19 protein-coding genes are annotated in these 22650 nt (G+C 34.4%); 7 read left to right on the plus strand and 12 right to left on the minus strand.

Features of this window, described 5'->3' with window-relative positions; genetic code table 11:
* From K6343_03315 to K6343_03325, 3 genes are all read right to left on the minus strand, one after another.
* The coding region (locus K6343_03315; GenBank protein ID MEF3244997.1) for a radical SAM protein at positions 1-705 on the minus strand (705 nt) is incomplete at its 3' end.
* Positions 689-2485, minus strand: coding sequence for a translation elongation factor 4 (lepA, locus tag K6343_03320; protein MEF3244998.1), 1797 nt, complete (start codon positions 2483-2485; stop codon positions 689-691). The genes K6343_03315 and lepA, both read right to left, overlap by 17 nt.
* Positions 2478-4922: an ATP-dependent Clp protease ATP-binding subunit gene (locus tag K6343_03325; GenBank protein ID MEF3244999.1), complete on the minus strand. Its 2445-nt coding sequence runs from the start codon at positions 4920-4922 to the stop codon at positions 2478-2480. Before K6343_03325 ends, lepA begins: the two co-directional genes overlap by 8 nt.
* 253 nt (positions 4923-5175) lie before the next feature.
* Here K6343_03325 and gyrB point away from each other — a divergent pair, with 253 nt between their 5' ends.
* The 7 genes from gyrB to surE all read left to right on the plus strand — a co-directional run bounded on the left by gyrB (position 5176) and on the right by surE (position 14609).
* Positions 5176-7107 carry a DNA topoisomerase (ATP-hydrolyzing) subunit B gene (gyrB, locus tag K6343_03330; protein ID MEF3245000.1) on the plus strand — a complete coding sequence of 644 codons (1932 nt, stop codon included), beginning with the start codon at positions 5176-5178 and terminating at the stop codon, positions 7105-7107.
* 8 nt (positions 7108-7115) lie between these two features.
* Positions 7116-9551 (plus strand): DNA gyrase subunit A, encoded by a 2436-nt coding sequence (gene gyrA, locus K6343_03335; protein MEF3245001.1) that lies wholly within the window; start codon positions 7116-7118, stop codon positions 9549-9551.
* Between the two features lie 2 nt (positions 9552-9553).
* Entirely contained in the window at positions 9554-10567 is a 1014-nt protein-coding gene (locus tag K6343_03340) for an AI-2E family transporter (GenBank protein ID MEF3245002.1), read from the plus strand.
* A gap of 278 nt (positions 10568-10845) precedes the next feature.
* The gene (locus K6343_03345) at positions 10846-11727 is read left to right on the plus strand and encodes an asparagine synthetase A (protein ID MEF3245003.1); all 882 of its coding nucleotides are present in this window, start codon (positions 10846-10848) and stop codon (positions 11725-11727) included.
* A 38-nt stretch (positions 11728-11765) separates the two neighbouring features.
* A complete protein-coding gene (gene glnA / locus K6343_03350; GenBank protein ID MEF3245004.1) occupies positions 11766-13082 on the plus strand; it encodes a type I glutamate--ammonia ligase in 1317 nt (438 codons plus the stop codon).
* Positions 13083-13128: 46 nt separating this feature from the next.
* Positions 13129-13833, plus strand: a complete 705-nt coding sequence (locus K6343_03355) for a glycosyltransferase family 2 protein (protein MEF3245005.1) — start codon at positions 13129-13131, stop codon at positions 13831-13833.
* The gene (surE, locus tag K6343_03360) at positions 13830-14609 is read left to right on the plus strand and encodes a 5'/3'-nucleotidase SurE (protein MEF3245006.1); all 780 of its coding nucleotides are present in this window, start codon (positions 13830-13832) and stop codon (positions 14607-14609) included. The genes K6343_03355 and surE overlap by 4 nt, the downstream gene beginning before the upstream one ends.
* A gap of 43 nt (positions 14610-14652) precedes the next feature.
* Here the strand turns inward: surE and htpX are convergent, their stop codons facing one another.
* The 9 genes from htpX to ligA form a co-directional block, all read right to left on the minus strand.
* A complete protein-coding gene (gene htpX / locus K6343_03365; GenBank protein ID MEF3245007.1) occupies positions 14653-15561 on the minus strand; it encodes a zinc metalloprotease HtpX in 909 nt (302 codons plus the stop codon).
* Positions 15562-15568: 7 nt separating this feature from the next.
* Positions 15569-16117 (minus strand): LemA family protein, encoded by a 549-nt coding sequence (locus K6343_03370; protein ID MEF3245008.1) that lies wholly within the window; start codon positions 16115-16117, stop codon positions 15569-15571.
* Positions 16118-16189: 72 nt separating this feature from the next.
* Positions 16190-16732 carry a hypothetical protein gene (locus tag K6343_03375; protein MEF3245009.1) on the minus strand — a complete coding sequence of 181 codons (543 nt, stop codon included), beginning with the start codon at positions 16730-16732 and terminating at the stop codon, positions 16190-16192.
* A gap of 268 nt (positions 16733-17000) precedes the next feature.
* Positions 17001-18038, minus strand: a complete 1038-nt coding sequence (locus K6343_03380) for a hypothetical protein (GenBank protein ID MEF3245010.1) — start codon at positions 18036-18038, stop codon at positions 17001-17003.
* Positions 18039-18105: 67 nt separating this feature from the next.
* Positions 18106-18618, minus strand: a complete 513-nt coding sequence (locus tag K6343_03385) for a nitroreductase family protein (GenBank protein MEF3245011.1) — start codon at positions 18616-18618, stop codon at positions 18106-18108.
* A 6-nt stretch (positions 18619-18624) separates the two neighbouring features.
* Positions 18625-20064: an Asp-tRNA(Asn)/Glu-tRNA(Gln) amidotransferase subunit GatB gene (gene gatB, locus K6343_03390; protein MEF3245012.1), complete on the minus strand. Its 1440-nt coding sequence runs from the start codon at positions 20062-20064 to the stop codon at positions 18625-18627.
* Between the two features lies 1 nt (position 20065).
* Positions 20066-21487 carry an Asp-tRNA(Asn)/Glu-tRNA(Gln) amidotransferase subunit GatA gene (gatA, locus tag K6343_03395; GenBank protein ID MEF3245013.1) on the minus strand — a complete coding sequence of 474 codons (1422 nt, stop codon included), beginning with the start codon at positions 21485-21487 and terminating at the stop codon, positions 20066-20068.
* Between the two features lies 1 nt (position 21488).
* Positions 21489-21770, minus strand: coding sequence for an Asp-tRNA(Asn)/Glu-tRNA(Gln) amidotransferase subunit GatC (gatC, locus tag K6343_03400; GenBank protein ID MEF3245014.1), 282 nt, complete (start codon positions 21768-21770; stop codon positions 21489-21491).
* 3 nt (positions 21771-21773) lie between these two features.
* Positions 21774-22650, minus strand: an 877-nt coding sequence (ligA, locus tag K6343_03405; protein MEF3245015.1) for an NAD-dependent DNA ligase LigA, incomplete at its 5' end; no start/stop codon positions are given.

Here is a 22650-nt window from a genome sequence, read left to right on the forward strand (position 1 = left end):
AAACATTTTCTTACCTAAAAAGTATTCTTTAAGCCATACAGAATCATCAACAAAAGCGTAATGATGTCTTGCTTTATATAGAGGTGTGCCTCTTTCAAGCATAAGCGAATAAAAAGAAATATGCTCCGGATTAAGAGCAATTGCCTTTTTTATAGAGTAAGTTTGCATTTTGTAATCCTCATTTGGTAAAGCAAAAATTAAATCGATATTAATGTTAGAAAACCCAAGGGTTCTTAGCAAATTGAATTTTTCTTCAATTGTTTTTGCTTCATGCCTTCTTCCAAGTAATTTTAATGTTGTATCATTAAAACTCTGTGCCCCCATACTCACCCTATTTACACCGAGTTCTTTAAAAACTAAAAACCTATCTTTACTAATACTCTCTGGATTTCCCTCAATTGTAAATTCTTTAAGTTTTGAAAAATCAAATCTATTTTTTAAAAAATGTATAAAATCTGAAAACTTGTCTATGTCAGTAAGACTTGGAGTGCCCCCACCAATGTAAAGTGTTTCAACAAAGAATTTTGCGCTATCGGGAAATTTATCCAAAAACAAATCTACTTCTTTTTTTAGGTATGAAAAATACTTTGACTCTGCAACTCTATCTAAAGTAAAAGAAGTAAAATCACAGTAAATACACTTACTTACGCAAAAAGGGTAGTGGATGTAAATGCCAATACCTTCGAAGTTAGTCTGTTTTTTCACTACTTTTTACAGAGAGAATTGAAAAGAATGCCTCTTGAGGGATTTCTACATTACCGATCATTTTCATTTTCTTTTTGCCTTCTTTTTGTTTCTCAAGGAGTTTTTTCTTTCGTGTAACATCTCCACCATAACATTTTGCTAAAACATCTTTTCTGTAAGGCACAATTCTCTCCTTTGAGATAATTTTACTTCCAATTGCGGCTTGCAAATTTACTTCAAACATCTGACGTGGAATAACCTTTCTCATCTTCTCAAGCATAGAACGAGCAACATAATAGGCTTTATCCTCATGCGCCATAAAAGATAAGGCATCAACTACCTTTTTATTGATTAGAATATCTACCTTAACGATATCTGCTTTTTTAAACCCGATAAACTCATAATCTAACGTCCCATAACCTCTTGTTACTGATTTTAGGGCATCAAAGAAATCTGTGATGATCTCTTGAAGGGGCACCTCAAATCTTATCACTACCCTTTTTTCTTCAGGATAAAGCATATCCTTATAAGTTGCACGTCTTGTATTCAAAAGTTCCATAACATTACCAATAAAATCTGGAGGGACCATAATAGAAGCATCTACTATTGGCTCTCTAATTTCAAGTATTTTTGAAGGATCGAAAAACTTGCTGGGATTATCTATTAAAACCGTTCTTCCGTCTCTTAAAACAACTTCGTATTCTACGTTCGGAACGGTTGCAATAATATCTTGCCCAAATTCAATCTTAAGTCTTTCAATGGTAATTTCCATATGAAGTAATCCAGAAAAACCACAACGAAAGCCAAAACCAAGTGCTTCTGAAGTATCGGGTTCAAAGGTAAAGGCAGGATCGTTTAAATGAAGCTTCTCAAGTGATTTCTTTAGATCTTCAAATTCATTTGTATTCAAAGGGAAAATACCTGCAAAAACCATTGGAACATTCTTTCTAAAACCAGGAATTGGAGTATCGGCAGGTCTAAAGGCATTTGTTACCGTATCACCAATCTGAACATCAAGTGGGTCTCTTATTAGTGCAGCAAAATAGCCAACCATTCCTTCCTTAAGTTCATCAATAGGTTCCATTTTGAGTCTGAAAATACCAACTTCCTCAACTTCGAATTCCGATCCGTTTGACATAAACTTAATTCTATCACCTTTTTTGATTGTGCCATCTTTTACTCTCACATAAACAATGACACCTTTGTAGGTATCAAAATGGGAATCAAAAACAAGTGCCTTTAAAGGAGCATTTTCTGATCCACTTGGTGGTGGAATTCTATCAACTATTGCTTCGATGAGTTTGGGAACGTTTTCACCAGTTTTGGCGCTGATCTTAAGGATGTCTTCGTCTTTGAAACCAAGAATATTTTTAATTTCGCTAACTGTTCCTTCGATGTCAGCGTCTTTTACATCTATCTTATTCACCACAGGGATGATTACAAGGTCGTTTTCAAGTGCAAGGTAGGCATTTGCAATAGTTTGTGCTTCAACTCCTTGCGTTGCATCAACAAGAAGGACTGCACCTTCACATGCTTTTAAACTTCTTGAAACCTCATAAGAAAAATCCACATGACCTGGTGTATCAATTAAATTAAAAACATAATCACTGCCATTTACTCTAATATTAAGGGTGATCGGATGAGCTCTTATGGTAATACCCCGATCTTTCTCAAGCTCCATGCTATCAAGGATCTGTTCTCCTTTGATAATAAGTCCACCATGCTCAAGGAAACGGTCAGAAAGGGTTGATTTTCCGTGGTCAATGTGGGCAATGATTGAAAAGTTCCGCACTTTATCCATAAGAAGTTATTTTTTCTTTTACTTCAAAAGTAATACCGACTGACTCATCGTAATCAACAACTACAAGATTACCTTCTTTTATTTCTCCTTTAAGGATTTTAACGGCAATAGGGTCTTCCACTTCCTTTTCTATAAGCCTCTGCAAAGGCCTTGCTCCGTATTCTACACTGTAACCAGTTTTTGCAAGATAGTCTTTTGCCTTTTCTGTTAGCATAATATGGATATTGTTTTCAGAAGCATTTTTCTCTATGCGTCTTATAAGGATATCTACAATTTTCTTTATCTCTTCGTTTGTAAGTGGATAGAAGACTATAATATCATCTAACCTATTCAAAAATTCTGGTTTAAAGAGGCCTTTAAGCGACGAAACGAGTTTTTTCTTCTTTTCTTCAAAACTCTCAACATTGCTGCTTAAATTAAACCCAACAGTTTTATCTTTTAGTGAATCAGTGCCAAAGTTAGAGGTAAGAATAATAACTGTATTTTTAAAGTCAACTGTCCTTCCTTGAGAATCTGTAAGCCTTCCTTCGTCCATGATTTGTAATAAAATGTCAAAAATATCTGGATGAGCTTTCTCAATTTCATCAAAGAGAACAACTGAATAAGGCTTTCTCCTAACAGCTTCAGTTAACTGACCTCCCTCTTCATAGCCTACATATCCAGGAGGTGAACCTATAAGTCTTGAAACAGAAAACTTTTCCATGTACTCAGACATATCAAATCTAATTAGAGCATTCTCATTTCCAAAGAGAAACTCGGCTAAAGTCTTTGCAAGTTCTGTTTTACCAACACCAGTTGGCCCAAGGAAAAGAAAGGAACCAATCGGCTTATTTGGATTTTTTAGCCCAGATCGTGCTCTTCTAATAGATCTTGAGACTGCTTGAACTGCTTCCTCTTGACCCACAATTCTTTTGTGTAACTCCTGTTCCATGTTAACGAGTCTTTCTTTTTCATCTTCAACCATTTTTTCAACAGGAATACCAGTCCAAAGAGAAACAACCCTTCTAATATCCTCTTCGGTTAATACCGGCATTTCTTCTTGTGAATCTAAACTAAGAATCTTTAAAGTATTGTAGAGATTCTTCTCTTCTTCTCTTAGTTGTTCAGCCTCAAGTAAGCGTCTTTCTCTTATTGCTTGTAATCTTTTATCTTTAATTTCTTTTATCCTTTTCTCAACTTTCTTCATTTCGTTGTTTTTAGAGATCTTCAATTTTAACCTTGCAGAAGCTTCATCTATTATATCAATTGCTTTATCTGGCAAAAATCTAGCGTTTATATATTTAACTGAGAGTTTAACGGCTAAGTTAATTGCGTCATCGGATATTTTTACCCCGTGGAACTTCTCGTAGCGATCCCTTATTCCTTTTAAAATTTCAATTGCCTCTTCAACAGTTGGCTCTCTTACGTATACTGGTTGAAAACGCCTCTCAAGAGCTGGGTCTTTCTCCACATATTTTCTGTACTCCTTAAGGGTAGTTGCTCCAATTACCTGAATTTCGCCACTTGCAAGTGAGGGCTTCAAAATGTTAGAGGCATCAATTGCACCTTCTGCTGCACCAGCACCAACAAGCGTATGAAATTCATCAATAAATAGAATCACATTCCTGTTTGTCTTGGCAACTTCCTTTAGTATCTTCTTCATTCTTTCTTCAAACTCACCTCTGTACTTTGTGCCTGCAATTACAGAAGCAAGATCAAGAGAAACAATGCGCTTACCTTTTAGTAAATCTGGCACATCGTTATCCGATATCTTTTGGGCAAGACCTTCAACGATTGCAGTTTTTCCAACTCCTGGATCACCAATAATAGCAGGGTTATTCTTTTTTCTTCTCATTAAAATTTCGATAACTCTTTCAATTTCTTGTTCCCTGCCAATAACAGGATCAAGCTCAGAGCGTGACGCAAGAGCAGTTAAATCTCTTGAGAATTGATCTAAAGTAGGGGTTTTAGTTTCTCTAACTATCCGGTCTTCACGTGATTCTTTAGAAACTTTCTCTCCAATCATTGAGTAGATTGTTTCTTCAAATTTTTGGATATCAACGCCAGCATCCTGAAGTATTTTAACACCAATGCCTCCGCCCTCGTGAAGTATTGCAAGAAGAATATGCTCAGTGCTAATATAGGTATCTCCAAGATTAATTGCCTCTTTTTCTGCCATTTCAAGAACTCTTTTTGCCCTTGGAGTAAGAATAATTTCTTCGTTAGACCTATTTTTATAACTATTATTCTCTTTAATAAACTCTTCTATCCTTTCAAGAATATCGTTTGGATCAACACCCATACTCAAAATTGCTCTATATGCGATACCTTCTTCAACTTTGATTAAGCCAAGTAGTAGATGCTCGGTCCCAAGATAATAATTACCCAGAGAGTGCGCCTCTTCCTGTGCAATGAGTATCGCTCTTTGTGCTCTTTCTGTTAAATTATTCCAATTCATACAATCATCTCCTATTAATATTTTAACCTAAAAAAGAGTTTTTTAAAAGTGGCTAAAATAGTCTCTATGAAAACATGCCTAAAATAAGGAACTCGGGTTTCGCTAAAACATGTTCGAAAAAAGTTATTTTTATTAATTATAGTATAGGTTGAACAAAAATTATACTCAATTAGAAATTACTAAACCATTTAAAATCAATTTAGATTTTGATTTTTCTTTGTTTTTGGTAAAATAATCTGTTGGAGGAATTTATATGGAAGATAAGGAAAAGACAACAGAAAACTATACCGAAGAGTATAATGCGAAAAGTATTAAAGTTCTCGACGGTCTTGAGCATGTAAGAAAAAGACCTTCTATGTATATTGGGTCAACATCATCGGCTGGATTGCACCATCTTGTATTTGAAGTTGTTGACAACTCAATAGACGAAGCGATGGCAGGTTTCTGTAACGAAATCACCGTAATACTTAGAAAAAACTCTTCCATTACAGTTATAGATAACGGAAGAGGTATTCCAGTTGATGAACATCCACAACTACATGTATCAGGAGTCGAAGTTGCTTTAACAAAACTCAACGCAGGTGGCAAATTTGACGCAAAAGTTTACCATGTATCAGGGGGTCTACACGGTGTTGGTGTTTCGGTTGTAAACGCCCTTTCAAAATATTTAAAAGTTACTGTAAAAAGAAACGGCATCATATACGAGCAAGAATACGAAAGAGGTAAACCACTATATCCTTTAAGAGAGGTAGGAAATGTTCTTCCAAACGAAACAGGAACTGAAATTACTTTTATCCCAGATGATACAATATTTGAAACAGTAGAATTTGACGAGAGTATCATTAAAGAAAAACTCAAAGAACTTGCCTATTTAAATAAGGGTTTAAGAATACACTTCTTAAATGAAAAGAAGGGCACCGAAGAACATTACTATTCAGAAAAAGGTATCGTTGAACTCGTGAAAGACCTAAACAAAGACGAACAAACGCTGTTGGAAGAGCCATTATACTTAGAGGTAGATGAGGACCACTTCCATCTTGAAGTTGCTCTCCAGTATAATGCGGGATTTTCTTCAGAGATTATGTCTTTTGTAAACAACATCAAAACGGTAGATGGTGGCACTCATGAAACCGGCTTTAAACAGGCCCTTACAAAACTCTTTAACGACGAAGGTATGCAACTAAAATTGATAAAAGACGAAGCAATAACATTTGACGATATTAAAGAAGGCCTTGTTGCGATTATCAGTGTAAGATTGGTTGAGCCGCAGTTTGAAGGTCAAACAAAAACAAAATTAGGCAACGCTGAAGTAAGATCAAGGGTATACAACATCGTTAAAAACGGGCTAACGCTGTATTTTGATAAACACATCGAAGACCTTCAAAAAATCCTTAAAAAGATTCTTCTTGCTCAAAATGCAAGACTTGCTGCAAAAAAAGCAAAAGAGATAGTTAGAAGAAAAGGCGAGCTTGACTTTTCGGGTAGATTACCAGGAAAGTTAGCGGATTGTTCTTCAAATGACCCATCAAAAACAGAACTTTACATAGTAGAAGGAGAGTCTGCAGGTGGAAGTGCAAAGCAAGCCCGTGATAGAAAATTCCAAGCCGTGTTACCGCTGAGAGGAAAAATACTAAATGTTGAAAAGGTGAATATGGCACATGCTCTCTCTTCGCAAGAGATAAAAAACCTTATAACAACAATTGGAAGTGGTATTGGTGAAGATTTTAAAGTAGAAAACTTAAGGTACCATAAAATCATCATCATGACAGATGCTGATGTGGATGGTGCACACATTAGAACACTTCTTCTTACTTTCTTTTTTAGATACATGAAACCTCTTGTTGAAGATGGATATCTTTACATTGCTCAACCCCCTCTTTATAGGGTTAAATATGAAAAAGAGATAAGATACGCTTATTCAGATGAAGAACTTGCACACATTTTAGGGACATTAAAAGACCCAGATAAAAGTGAAGTGCAAAGGTATAAAGGTCTTGGAGAAATGGACCCACAACAACTTTGGGACACTACAATGGATCCTACAAGAAGAATTATAAAGAGAGTAACAATCCAAGAGGCAGAGTTAGCAAATAAACTATTTGAACTCCTTATGGGAAGTGATGTTTCCCCAAGAAAAGAATTTATAATGCAACATGCAAAAGAGGTTGTTAATCTTGACATCTGAGGTGTAATATGGACAATCTATTTCACGAAAAAGTTATAAATATTCCAATAGAAGAGGAAGTTAAAAGGTCGTATCTTGACTATTCAATGAGTGTTATCGTAGGAAGGGCACTCCCAGACATAAGAGATGGGCTAAAACCCGTGCATAGAAGGATTCTCTATGCAATGGAGGGGCTTGGTTGTGAACCGAATAAACCGTACAAAAAGAGCGCAAGAATTGTAGGTGAAGTCCTTGGTAAGTACCATCCACACGGTGAATCATCTGTATATGATGCTCTTGTTAGGATGGCACAACCCTTCTCCCTTAGATACCCACTTGTGGACGGACACGGAAACTTCGGCTCCATCGATGGTGATGTGCCAGCAGCAATGCGTTATACAGAAGCACGCCTTTCTCACCTTGCAACAGAACTCCTTGATGGGCTTAAAGAAAACGCAACCGATTTTGTTCCAAACTTCGATAATACTCTCAAAGAACCCCTTGTATTACCTGCAAAATTTCCAAATTTGCTTGTTAATGGCTCTTCAGGTATTGCAGTTGGCATGGCTACCAACATCCCACCGCACAATCTTAAGGAAGTTATCGATGCTCTTATCTACATTATTGATAACGAAATCTTACAGGGCAGAGAGGTAAATGAAACAGACCTTTTAAACTTCATTAAGGGACCGGATTTTCCGACAGGTGGACAAATACTTGGAGTAGATGGCATTAAGGAATACTTTAAAACAGGAAAAGGTATCATTACCATAAGAGGAAAATACAAGATAGAAGAAGGAAAACACAAAAGAAAATACTTTGTAATAACAGAAATCCCATACGAAGTGAACAAAGCAGAATTAGTTGAAGAGATTGCAAACCTTGCAAAAGAGAAAAAGATAAAAGGTGTAGAAGACATTAGAGATGAATCTGATAGAGAAGGCATAAGGATAGTTATTAAACTCTCCGAGGGAATAAACGAAGAAGTCTTTGAAACAGAACTCATTAAATTAACAAGATATGAAGTAAGATACGGAGTGATCCTTCTTGGCATTCTTGAGAACCAACCTAAAGTATTCACTGTAAAAGAACTTTTGAGCGAATTTTTGGCCTTTAGAAGTAGCGTTCTAAGAAGAGTTACAGAATTTAAACTCGAAAAAGCTAAGAAAAATCTTGAAATACTGTTGGGTTTAAAAAAGGCAATTCTAAACATCGATAGCATAATACCTATGATTAAGGAATCAACGAATAACGAAGAAGCTAAAATAAAACTTATGGATTTCCTTTCAATCAACGAGATTCAAGCAAAAGCTATTTTAGATATGAAACTCTCTTCCTTAACAAGTTTGGAGGTAAATAAAATTGAAAACGATATACAAGATACGGAGAAATTTGTTAGAGAACTCGAAGAAATACTATCAAACAAAGAAAAATTTTATTCAGAAATTAAAAACGATCTTCAAAGGATTAGAGAAAGGTACGGAGATAAAAGAAGAACTTCTATCCTGCATTATTACAAAGAAATTGACAGTGATGCGTTAATACCAGATGAAAATATCATTGTTATTGTTACAAGAGGCGGCTATTTAAAAAGAATGAAGGAAGATACATTTAAAGTGCAAAAAAGGGGTGGAAAGGGCGTAGTCGGGCAAACGCTCTCACAGGAAGACTATCCTATAGAAATCATGAAAACTACACTAAAAAGTAGCCTCCTATTCTTTACAAATGTGGGAAAGGTTTATTCGTTAAAAGCATACGAAATACCAGAACTTGAAAGAACTGGCAAAGGCACACCCATTCACAGATTGTTAAAACTAGATGCAGAAGAAAGAATAAGTAAGGTAATAAGTATTGAAAAGGATAGCAAAACCAAAAACTTATTCTTTGTAACCAAAAAAGGCTTTGTTAAAAAAACAAGAATGGATGAATTTGAAAATATAATGACAATAGGTAAAAGGGCAATAAAACTCAAAGAGGATGACGAGCTTGAAACTGTAATTCCTTTAGAAGAAGAAAAAGAAATTCTCATGGTTTCAAAAGATGGCCTTGCAATAAGGTTTGATTCTGCACTCATAAAAGAATTAGGAAGAAATTCTTCTGGTGTAAGAGGAATGAAACTTAAAGATGGGTCCCATGTTGTTGATGCAGAAACGCTTAACGAGGAAGATAAAATAGTTGTTGTATCGGAAAAAGGATTTGGCAAATTGATAGAAGCAACTTCCATAAGAAAAACAAACAGAGGGGCAAGGGGTGTAAAATGCATAAAACTCAACGATAAGACTGGTGACCTTGTAGCTACAAAAGTAGTTAAAGATGAAGAAAACATATTCTTGCTTTTAAAATCAGGAAATGTGATTAAAATGGAGTTGAAGGATGTAAGAGTTTTAAGTAGAAACGCACAAGGTGTGATTCTTGTCCGATTTAAAGACAAGGACGATTTTGTTACGGCAATTGAATTGGGTTAAAAATGAATAGAGAAATTAAAAACGCTCTTTTTACAAGTTTAGTAATAGTAATGGGAGCAATAATTTTGTATTTACTTTATCTATTTAAAAATATTATTCCAACAATTATTTTTGGCTCTGTCATTGCCTATATACTCCTTCCTATAGCAAACTTTTTTGCAAAACTAAAAATACATAGGAACCTTGCGGCCTTAATTACTATACTCATTTTCCTATTCTTCATAATACTAGCTGGATACTTTCTTTTCCCAATTATTATAAAAGAACTCGGAGAACTCATTGGGAACCTTCCAAATTTACAAAAGAATATTTCAGCTTTCTTCGAAAACCTAAGCAAAGTAATAAATTCAAGTAAAAATACCTCCTTTTTGAATACGATCCTCTTAAATTTTGTATCAGGTTTGCAAACCGCAATTACAGACCTTCTTAAAACTATCCCAGAAAAAATAAAAAACAGCATCTCTAACTTTGGCTCATTAATATTCTCATTCTTGCTTGCTTACTTTTTCATAAAAGACTCCCCTGCTATGTACAGAATCGTTTTAAGGAGGTTTAACCCTGAAATAAGAAAGAAAGTGAAAATTTATCTTGATAGAACAAACATAGAAATGCGCACGTATTTTTCTACTTTGGTCCTTGTCTCAATCATAACTGGTATCTCAATGGGATTGGGAAGTTTTATTGTAGGAGTAAAATTTGCAACAATCATCGGAGTTATGGATGCCTTTCTTGAGATGCTTCCGTATGTTGGACCTACAGTTGTTTTTATAGTAGGAGGCTTATTCTCTTTAACGCAGAGTTTAAAAACATTTCTTCTTTTTGTGCTTGTGTTTGTAATAGTGGAAGGTGCCTTAAGTAATTTTGTGCTACCGCATGTAATTGGAGAAAGATTAAGAGTGCCTCCTGTAATAATCATCTTGATGATTGCAATAGCGGGGACAATATTTGGACCTTTAGGTTTGCTTATTTCAACTCCAACATTCCTTATCTTTAGGAATATGAGGCTGCTCTTTTAGGAAGTTAAACCTCTCTTTTTAGGGTTTAAAAATACTTCCATTAACAAATTGTTAAATTTTCTTTAAAATCGTTTTTACCTATTGACAAAAAGACAAATTATTTTAAAATCTTGAAAATTATGGATAAATTGGTTAATTTAGCAGTAGTGAATAATAACAATAATAATAACTCCGCCGGGACCGGTGAGAGTGGGTAGACTATTGCTAAATTAGCCCACAGGAGCCGGTCAAAAGCCGGCTCTTTTTTATTTAATACAAATTTTTTAAGGAGGTTAAAAATGGAAAAAGAAGTATTGGAAGTAGTAAGCGAAACGATCTTTAGAATGGGGGAATTCTTAAGAAAAGAAGGTTTTATTGAACTTCTTCCAGTTGTTATCTCTCCTCTTACGGATCCATTGAATCACACGGTGTATGAAGCAAAAATTCCATACGAAGATGGTTTTTATCATCTAACAAAATCAATGATTTTTCACAAACAACTTGCTTTAAGAACGTATCCAAAAATCTTTATTTTTTCACCAAATGTTAGGCTTGAGACAAAGGATAAGAAACATACAGGAAGGCATCTTATAGAATTTACACAGTTAGATTTGGAGGTAAAAGATGCAACAAGAGAAGATATATTGACTTTGGTTGAAAATTTAATCATCTATACAATGGAAAAACTCCATGAAAAGTTCAAAGATTTCATAGAAAAGAAGAATCCTAATTTTCATATCCCAAAAAGACCATTTAAAAGAGTAAAATATTTAGAAGCAAAAGAGGCCTACGGAGAAGACTTTGAAGCAATTCTTTCAAAAGAAGCAACCGAGCCATTTTTCCTCATAGACATACCTCTTCAAGAAAGAGAATTCTACGATAGATTAAGTGAAGATGGAAAAACATTAGTTGATATGGATTTAATTTATCCTTACGGATTTCAAGAAGGAATGTCTGGTGGTGAAAGAGAAAATGAACTTGAAAGAATCATTTTTAGGATGAAAGCAAAAAATATGGACGTAAATGAATGGCAGTGGTATTTAGATGAAGTAAAAAAATCCATTCCAAGATCTGCAGGTTGTGGAATAGGCATAGAAAGATTTGTTAGATTCGTGTTAAATTTACCAAATGTTAAAGATACAAAATTATTTGCAAAATTACCAGGAGAAATTTCATTATAAAACATAAATATGTATAATTGGGAATTAAGGAGGTAAAAATGGAAGATATTCTAAAGATTACAAGCGAAGAAGGTGTTGACATTATTTGGCTTCAATTTACTGATATCCTTGGTTTTCCCAAATTAGTTGAGATACCAGTAAAAATGTTGCCAAAGGCATTATCAAAGGGGATCCCTTTTGATGGCTCTTCGATAGAAGGTTTTGCAAGAATAGAAGAATCTGATATGCTTCTTAAACTAAATCCAGAAACATTTACAATTCTTCCTTGGACGAAAAATAACGAAATTAAAATTGGAAAAATCATTTGCGATGTCTATTTAGATGAAAGTCGTCCTTTTGAAGGTGACCCAAGGCTTATTTTAAAAAAGACAATTAAAGAAGCAGAAGAAAAAGGGTTTCTCATGCAAACTGGTGTAGAAGAAGAATTTTTCCTTTTTAGATTGAGAGACGCTAAACCAACAACAGAAATAGTAAGCAACGGAAGTTATTTTGAAATGCTTCCAGAAGATATTGGAGAAAAAACACGATTACTCATAGCTAAAACTCTTGAAGAAATGGGTTTTGAAATAGAAACATCCCACCATGAAGTCTCTCCCTCCCAACATGAAATCGATTTTAAATACGCAGACCCCATTACAACTGCAGATAGAATAATTACTTTTAAGATAGCCGCAAAAACCGTTGCTCTTATCAACGGTTTGTATGCATCATTTATGCCGAAGCCTCTTTTTGGAGTAAACGGTTCAGGAGCACATACAAACATCTCTGTTACTAACGGAAACGGTAGGAATTTATTTTTTGACAAAACAAAAGAATTTGAACTTTCAGATACGGCAAGGTATTTTATCGGAGGTATTTTTAAACACATAGATGCAATAACAGCAATAGCAAACCCCTTAGTTAACTCCTATAAAAGAATAGTCCCCGGTTTTGAAGCACCTGTTTATGTATCCTGGGCAGTTAAAAATAGAAGTGCTCTTGTAAGAGTCCCTCAAGCAGATGAAGGCTCAAAGAGAATTGAATTTAGAAGTCCAGACCCAACCGCAAACCCCTATCTTCTCTTCGCAGTCTTATTAAAAGCAGGATTAGATGGTATTGAAAATGAAATTGACCCAGGAGAACCAGCAAACGAAATAAACATCTTCGAAGAAAATGAAAAGCACCCCGATAAATTCAAAACCCTTCCGTCAACGCTTAAAGAAGCAATTACAGCGCTTAAAAACGATGAACTTATAAAAGAAGTTCTTGGAAGTGTTGTATTTGAAAAATACGTGCAAGCAAAAGAAACTGAATGGAACGAATACAGAATAAGCATAACAGATTGGGAGATAAAGAACCAATTTTATCTATATTAACATAGCCTATCCAACTAATAATAAAACTATGGTATAATAAATTGCTATGAAAAAGTTTTCTATTGTAATACCTGCACACAATGAGGAAAAGTTTATTGAAGAAACGCTATTACACCTTGAGAATATTGGGTATCCTATAGACTTATTTGAAGTTATAGTTGTAGAAAATGGCTCAACTGACAAAACATTACAAATTGCAAAAAAATTTGAGAATGCAAATTTCAGAATATTTTCAATTACCGAAAAGGGTGTATCAATTGCAAGGAATTTTGGAGCAAAAAATATTAGTTTAGACTCCGAATGGATTATTTTCCTTGACGCAGATACACATTTAGAGAAAGGCTTTTTAAATGATTTAAACGATTTTTTAACCAAACACGAACATAAAAACCTTTCAGTTGGCACAACTTCACTTTTGCCTAATAAAAAAGGGTTGTATCCCTTTTTGTGGTTTAAATTTTACGATTTAGCACATTTGTTGCTACATGCTTCTTTAAGTATCCAAATTGTTAAAAAAGATGTGTTTTTTAAGGTTTGGTATGATGAAACTCTTCAGTACACTGAAGATTGGAAAATGATGAAAGAGGCAGAAAAATTTGGTAAGTTCTTTTTTATGAAAACAGACAAGGTAATTACTTCAACAAGAAGATTCGATAGTGTAGGTTGGTTTAAGCAATTAGCACTATTCACCTTTTGGGGCATTATGCCTGAAAAATATAAAAAGAAAGTAAAATACGAGGTAATAAGATGAGGATTCTACTTGTAAACGATGATGGAATATACGCAAAGGGTATAAAAACTCTTGCTAAATTTTTAAGAGAGTTAGGTGAAGTTGTTGTAGTTGCTCCAGATAGACAAAAAAGTGCCGCAGGCCACTCTCTTACAATAAACGATGTCTTATTAATTAAAGAAGTGAAGCTTGATGATGATTTTGAAGGAATTTCCGTTGTTGATGGGACACCAACTGATTGCGTGCTTGTTGGACTAAAGGATATTATGAAAAATAATCCCCCTGATTTTGTTGTGTCAGGAATAAACCATGGAGCAAACCTTGGGGGAGATATCCTATATTCTGGAACTGTTTCAGGGGCATTAGAAGGACTTGCAAATGGCTTTAAGTCGGTAGCAATTTCGTTAGATATAAAAGGAGACGATGGCTACTTTGAGACTGCAGCAAAAATTGCAGTAAAGATCCTTTTAACTAGCGAACTCTTCAGTGGAATAGTTGAGGAAAGATCAATTCTAAATGTGAATGTGCCAAATGTAAAATACGAAGATTTAAAAGGCTTTAAAATCACAAGGCAAGGAAAAGTCCAATACGAAAATTACCTTGAGAAGTATACAAATCCTCATGGAAAAATATTCTATTGGATTGGAGGCGATAGGCCTGCCTTTGAACTTGAAGACGATACAGATTCTTTTGCAATTGCGCACAATTATGTTTCGATAACTCCAATTAATATTGACCTTACAAACTATTCTTATATAAACAAGTTAAAAAAGAACATAGAGAAGTTAAACTTTTAGAGTTTAAATTTTAAAAAAAGGGGGAGAAATTTTCCCCCACTTTTTACATATTTCTTGAAAGTGCTCTTAAACGCCTTATTCTTTCTTCAATTGGAGGATGGGTTGCAAAAAGTTTTTCTAAATTTCCAAAAGGATTAGAGATGAACATGTGGGCAGTTGCTTCACTTGCTACTCTCATCGGCTTTGTGTAACTTCCTATTTTCTCAAGAGCAGAAGCAAGTGCCTCTGGGTCCCTTATAATATATGCACCAGTTGCATCTGCTAAAAATTCCCTCTGCCGAGAGATAGCAGAACGAATCAACATAACTATTAAAGGAGCAAGGATTGAAAGAACCAATCCTATTATTAAAAATATAACGTTTCCACCCTCGTCTCTTTCTCTTCTTCTTCCACCGATACCCCAAAACATACTTCTAAGCATCACATCACGAGCAAGGATGATAAGTCCAGCTACAATTCCTACTACCGTCATAAGAAGGATATCTCTATTTCTAATATGGGCAGTTTCATGGGAAACTACCCCTTGCAACTCCTCTCTATTTGTAATAGACAAAAGCCCTGTTGTTACACAGATTGCTGCATGGTTTTGGTCTTTACCAGTTGCAAATGCATTTGGCTGTGCTTCGTTCATAATGTAGACTTTGGGTTTAGGAATTCCTGCTGCCATTGAAACTTCTTCTACAACATTGTGTAAAACATAATATTGCGATGGGTCTGCAGGAATTGCATTTACAGAAGAAAGAGCAATCTTATCTGAATTTTCATAGGCAATCCAATTGTAGAGAAAAATTATAGCACCAAGAATGATAATTCCTGTGGTTCCCCAGTTAAAATACCAAACAAAAAAATAACCGATGAGAAAGAGAATTAATGAAAATACAAAAAGGAAGAAATAAGTTTTCCTTACATTTTCACTCTGTAATTCATAAAGAGTCTTATTTGCCATAAATATCACCTAACTAAAATTGAACTTTTACGGGACCCCTTGCCTCCTCTTCAATTGGGTAGTATTCTTTTGGAGTAAGATTCATCAATCTTGCAACAAACACATCAGGGATTCTTTGCTGCTTTGCGTTATACTGCATTACAACATCATTATAGAATTGCCTTGCAAAAGCAATTTTATTCTCAGTGTTTGCAAGTTCTTCTTGGAGTTTCAAAAAGTTCTCATTTGCCTTTAACTCAGGATAGTTCTCTGCAACGGCAAAAAGTGTTTTAAGGGTTTGGGTGATTTGGTTGTTTGTTTCTCCAATGTCTTTAACGGATTGAGCACCTAATGCCTTTGCACGTAGTTCGCCAAGTTTTTCAAAGATCTCTTTTTCATGTGCTGCATATCCTTTTACAGTCTCTACAAGATTTGGAATAAGGTCGTATCTTCTTTTTAATTGCACATCAACTTGAGCCCAAGCATTTTCAACACGGTTTTTAAGGGTAATAAATCCATTATAAATACCCACAAACCACAAAACTAAAATTGCTAAAACTACTAAAAAAATTATTAGTCCCATTTTTTACCTCCTTAATTAATTATGATAACAGTTTTTTTACTTCTGTCAATGAAACAAATTTTAAGATTTTCCTTACAAACCTTTTTTTGCCTCCACTTCTATTTGCCTCATAAACAGTTCTTTACTCATCCCAGTAAACTTAAGAAAGAGGTTAGTAAGCTGTTCACTATATAAATCCATTCCTTTTACAAGAAAAGCTGAAAGCACTCTTAATAAGGTCTTAGATAAATCCTTGTCCCTATCTAAACCTAAAGACAAGATTTTGTCGTTTAACTTTATAAAAATTAAAGAAATCCCAAGGGCTATAAATTCCCGTTTAATTATTCCCATTTTCGTAAGACTTTTAGAAAATTCCTGAAATTTCTTCTCAAACTCTTCATCAAATTCTGAAGAAAGTGTAGTCTCTACCATACTAAGCCATCTATCCCTTATCTCAAAAAATGAGATATTAGTTTGCTGAATCGCTTTTACAACTTCCGGACTTTTTGAAAACGCATCGGCTATTTCATTTGCAATTTCGTCTCCATAATTTTTAAAGATAGATGCAATTTCTTTTTTGTTCTCATTGTCTTCCTCGTTAAAATCCAAAACCTTTACAAACTCTTGCAATTCCATTTTTCACCTCCTTAATTTGATAACAGACTCCCTTACAAAAATTATAAGACAAAATTGTTAAAAGTTTATGAAAATTTATCAAAACTCACAACATCTTTTAAAGATTTCCTATCTTTTTCAAAAATATTAACATTTTTTGGGTATCAAGGATAAATATTAAAAACACCAAAACTGCTAAAGAATTTTCACGCCCTCTCTTTACTGCCATGCCTAATATTAGTATTTTCTAAATTTGGTAAAATTACACAATTTCTAATGTATTGCAAGATTAAATTTTAAATCCCACTCTGAATACTCCCCAATGTTTATTGTTAACATATACAGGAGAAGAAAGGTCATACATTAAAGTTCCTATATCACTTGGGTAAGGTAGCAGTAAAATTGGCTCAGTATTTTTTGCTATTTTCATTGCAACATAATCGTTATATATTCTCATAGAACGACTATTCTTCAAATCTACCTTATAATCACCTGTAAGTGGTTTATCGTATATAGAGTTGTGCGCAGGTAAATAACTATTGTCATCCAGTAATGTTGCATAGAGAAGTTGCTTATTTTCTTCCAATATACTATCTTCTACAGATTGAATATAATTCTTTGCAAAATCTGTAAACTTGGTTCTATACTTTTTAGGATTTGTATTTGGTATTTCTACATAGTTTCTGTCCCACAATTCCTCTTCAGTAATTTTACCTTCTTTTAGTCCATTTAATATGGTGTTTTCTATTTTTTCTACTGCTTTAGGAAGAAGTTCACAAATTGCCTTAAAGTTCTCGTCATCTTCAATATCAAATGCCATAACATCCCATTCATCCTCATTATGCATATATGAACCATCCTTTTCTTTTACCATTTTGACAGATTTGTAGAAGAAACCGCTTTTTAAAGCAAAGTCAAGATATGAGGAAAAGAATGATGGATACGGACACGTCGTATGAAACAATTGTTCTCCTCCCACGCCCACAATTGAATACATACAAGAATCTCTATTAATTTTTACAATTAGTTTTCCATTGCCATTCTCTTTTGTTAAAAAATCTACTTCATATTCGTATGCAAAATTCACAAAACTATTTAATTTATCAAAGACTTCTATAAATAATTCTTTACCTAACTCCTTACCTCTTGTAGAAGGAAAGGTATTCTTTTGAATCTGAAATAAAGCAATTTTCTGACCTACCATCTTCATAGTGGGAACAAGTGGACCTGCAACACCAAAATCAAACAAAGCACTCATTGTGCTTGCCCATAGGACATGTGAACCTGTTAGTTTTTCAAACCTTTCATTTTTCTCAAATTCTCCCATGTTTAACCTCCTTAATTTTGATATGAACTTATATTCAAAAAAATTATAAGACAAAATTGTTAAAAGTTTATGAAAATTTATCAAAACTCACAACATCTTTTAAAGATTTCCTATCTTTTTCAAAAATATTAACATTTTTTGGATATCCAAGAGTAAGAATTGCTGCAACACGCACTTCATTAGGAATACTAAGGAGATCTTTAACTTCTTTTTCATTAAAAGCACCAATCCAACAGGTTCCTAAACCAAGATGCGCAGCCTGAAGAGTCATATGGTCTAAAGCAATACCAATATCAAGAATATTAGAATCGAACCACCCGCCCATACTATAACCTTTACTTACAATGCAACCAACAATTAGCACAGGAGCACTACCCACAAAGTTCTGATTTGCGCATGCCTTTACCATTTTACTTCTAATTTCCCTATCTTTTAAGACAATAAACTTCCACGGTTGTATATTACAAGCAGATGGCGCTAACCTACCTGCCTCTAACACTTCCATGAGTTTTTCTTCTTCCACATCCTTATCTAAATAACTTCTTACAGACCTTCTTTTCAAAATTGCTTCAAGAATCATTTTTACTTACCTCCCCAAGGAATCAAGTTCCTCCTTAAGAATTTTATTTACAAGCGTTGGGTCTCCCTTACCTTTAAGCTCTTTCATGATAGATCCAACGAGAAAACCAAAAGTTTGAGTTTTACCAGATAGGTATTGACTTACAGGTTTAGGGTTATTTTTAATAACGTTTTTAACGACATCTCTTATAAAACTATCATCAACAACCTGGATGAGATTTTTTCCTTCGATGATACTTTTGACACTTTTTCCTGTTTCAATACTTTCTTCTATAACTGCTTTTGCAATGTTAGAAGAAATCTTTTTATTATCAAGATAGTAGAATAACTCTTTGAATTGTTCTACTCCAAATGTTAATGCCTCAATTTCAAGTCCTTTTTTGTTAAGTAAGCCAAGGATGTTTACAAGAAAGTAATTTGCAACTTCTTTTGGATGTTCAACGACATTTACGACACTTTCAAAGTAATCAGCGTATTTTTTATTGTAAGCAAGGGTTCTTGCATAATCTTCTTGCAAGGCAAACTGCTCTATATACCTTCGTACTTTTTCATTTGGTAATTCTCCTAAACTTATTTTTACAGAATCGATATACTGTTCGTCTAAAATTAAAGGTGGTAAGTCAGGTTCAGGAAAATACCTATAATCATTTAATTCCTCTTTAACTCGCATCGTTTTTGTGGTGCCATCATGTTCATCAAAATGTCGAGTTTCTCTTACTATCTTTTCTCCTTTTTCAAGGAGCTCTATCTGTCTTGAAATCTCATAGTCAATTGCTCTTTTTACACTCCTAAAGGAATTGAGGTTTTTTATTTCCACTTTTGTTCCTTTTGTTTCATCTTTAGAAACAGAAACATTTACATCACAACGTAAAGCACCTTTTTCCATATCTCCAGAAGATATGTTAAGATACCTTACGATACTTCTTAAAAGCACAAGAAACTCGTATGCTTCATCTCCTGATTCAAGGTCAGGCATTGTCACAATCTCCACAAGAGGAATGCCAGATCTATTAAAGTCAATGAGTGAATAGGGAGATTCTGTGATATCACCTAAATGGATTGATTTACCCGAATCTTCCTCGATGTGTCCTCTTTCAATGTTTACTTTTTTAACTTTTCCTGAAACACCAATTTCTAAAAAACCTTGGTAGCCTAAGGGAAGTGAGTACTGAGTAATCTGGTACCCTTTAGGAAGATCAGGATAAAAATAGTTTTTTCTATAAAAAGTTGAGAACCTATTAATCTTCATATTTAATGCAAGAGCAAGTTTTAACGCATATTCAACAGCTTTTTCATTTACAACAGGTAAAGCACCTGGAAGCCCTAAACAGACAGGGCACACATGTGTATTGGGGGGATCACCAAATTCAGTAGAACAACCACAGAACATTTTTGAAGCAGTTGAAAGTTGAACGTGTATCTCTAATCCAATAGTTGGCTTATACATGTTATCGACTCCTTTCAAGTGCATATGCAATATTCAAAAGGTTTTTTTCATCAAACCATTTGCTGATTAACTGTATACCTATAGGTAAGCCCTTTTTGTCTTCCTTAAATGGAACAGAAATTGCAGGTAGATACGCAAGATTCGCAGGAATAGTAAAAATATCACTCATATACATCTCAAGAGGAGATACTTTTTCTCCAAACTTAAATGCAGTTGTAGGTGCTGTTGGGGTAAGTATTGCATCAACAGTATCAAAAACATCTTTAAATTCTTCGTAAATGATTCTTCTTACTTTAGAAGCCTTAAGATAGTATTCGTCAAAATAACCTTCAGAGAGGGCAAAGGTGCCTAATAGTATTCTTCTTTTAACCTCTCTTCCAAAACCAACTGTGCGGATGTTTTCATAAAATTCCCTAAGATTCTCTCCTTGATCTTCCAAAAACCCGTATCTAATACCGTCGTATCTTGCAAGATTTGCAGATGCTTCAGATGGGGCAATCAAGTAATAAACCGATAACGCATAATTCAAATGTGGAATAGAAACTTCAATAATATCAAAACCAAGTGAATTAAGGGATTTAATTGCAGCATTCAATGCATCTTTAACCTCTTCCTGGATGTTTGCTTCCATAACTTCTTTTATAATACCAATCCTTTTCCCTTGTATTTTGCTATCTAAAAAATTTGCATAGTCTAAAACTTCTTTATCAACAGTTGTTTCATCTTGTTCATCAAATCCTGCAATAGAAGATAAAACCATTGCGACATCTTGAACGGTGCGTCCTATAGGGCCAATGACATCAAGAGAAGAGGCAAATGCAACAAGTCCATAACGAGAGACTCTACCATATGTTGGTTTTAAACCCACTACACCGCAATAAGATGCAGGTTGTCTTACCGAGCCTCCTGTATCAGAACCTAAGGCAAACAAAGTTTCTTTTGCCTTAACTGAGGCAGCCGACCCTCCTGAAGAACCACCAGGGACGTAGTCTGTATTAACAGGATTTTTTGTTGTAAAAAAGGCGGAATTTTCTGTTGAAGATCCCATGGCAAACTCATCTAAATTGGTTTTACCAATAATAATTGCTCCAGCTTCTTTTAATTTTCTAATGACAGTTGCATCGTAAGGTGATATGAAGCCTTTTAATATTGTTGACCCACAAGTAGCCTCATGGTCTTTTACTAAAATATTGTCCTTAACAGCAACAACACTACCAAACAAACTACCTACTTTATCACGGGTTTCATCCTTTTTTTTAGCTTCTTCTAAAGCCTCATCATAAAAAACAGAAATAAAGGCATTAATGTCCTTATCGACTCTGCTAATTACATCAAGGTATGAAGAAACTACTTCAACTGCCTTAAGTTCTCCTTTTTTAACTAAGTCTACCGTCTCTTTTAAGGAAAGATCAACAATATCCATATCATTCTCCTATGATTCTTTTAACTTTAAAGAAACCGTCATAAAATAGTTCTCTCAATTTTTCAATATCTTTTACACTAAGTCCTACTTTTATTTCATCTTTTCTAAGGAACAATTTTGATTCATTAAGATATACCATAGGTTCAACATTTTCTGTATCTACTTCTTTAAGGTTATCAAAATAAGAGATTATTTCTTCTATATCTTTGAGAATCTTCGTCCTTTCTTCACCGCTAAGTTTAAGAGCCGAAAGCTTTTCAATCTTTTCCAAATCGATTTTCATTACTTAACCTCCAGATGAAATTAATTTCTTAAATTCCTCTTCGTTAATGATATTTATACCTAACGCTTTTGCCTTGTCTAACTTTGAGCCTGGATCTTTCCCTGCAACTAAATAATCAACCCTTTTACTTACACTATTTGTTGATGTGCCTCCTAAACTTTCAACAAGATGTTCTGCTTCACTTCGAGTAAAACTTTCAAGTGTCCCCGTAAAAACAAAAACTTTATTTTTTAATGGAGCTTCCTTTTTCTCCTCCAAAACATATTCCATTTTTACGCCTGCGTTCTTTAGTTTTTCAATTACTTTCTTATTCTCAGGTGAAGCGAAAAAGTCAACTATAGATTTTGCAGTGATTGGGCCTATGCCTTCTACTTGCGTTAAGTCTTCAACTGAGGCATTCATTAAGGCATCAAGTGTTTTAAAGATTGAAACAAGTATTTCAGCTGTTCTTTTACCTACATTTGCTATTCCCAGGGCATTAATTAAATTAGGTAAAGGCCTTGATTTACTTTCTTCAATATTTCTTAAAATTTTTGAAGCAAGCACATCCCCCATTCTTTCAAGTTTCATTAGGTCTTCCTTTTTTAAATAGTAAATATCAGCATAATCAGAAATCAAACCTTTATCTACTAAGGCAGCAATCAATTTTTCACCAAGGGACTCTATATCCATGGCATCTCTTGAAACAAAATGTATAATTCTTTCTTTCACCTGTGCAGGACAGCGAACGTTAATACAGACGGTTGCAGCAAAGCCCTCAGCCCTAACAACTTTACTTCCACAAACAGGGCAACGATCAACCATTTTAAAAGGAACTTCTTTACCAGTCCTTTTTTCTTTAACAACCCTTACAACCTCAGGTATAACAGAACCAGCCTTA

The sequence above is a fragment of the Caldisericaceae bacterium genome (assembly GCA_036574215.1).
Taxonomy (GTDB): domain Bacteria; phylum Caldisericota; class Caldisericia; order Caldisericales; family Caldisericaceae; genus Caldisericum.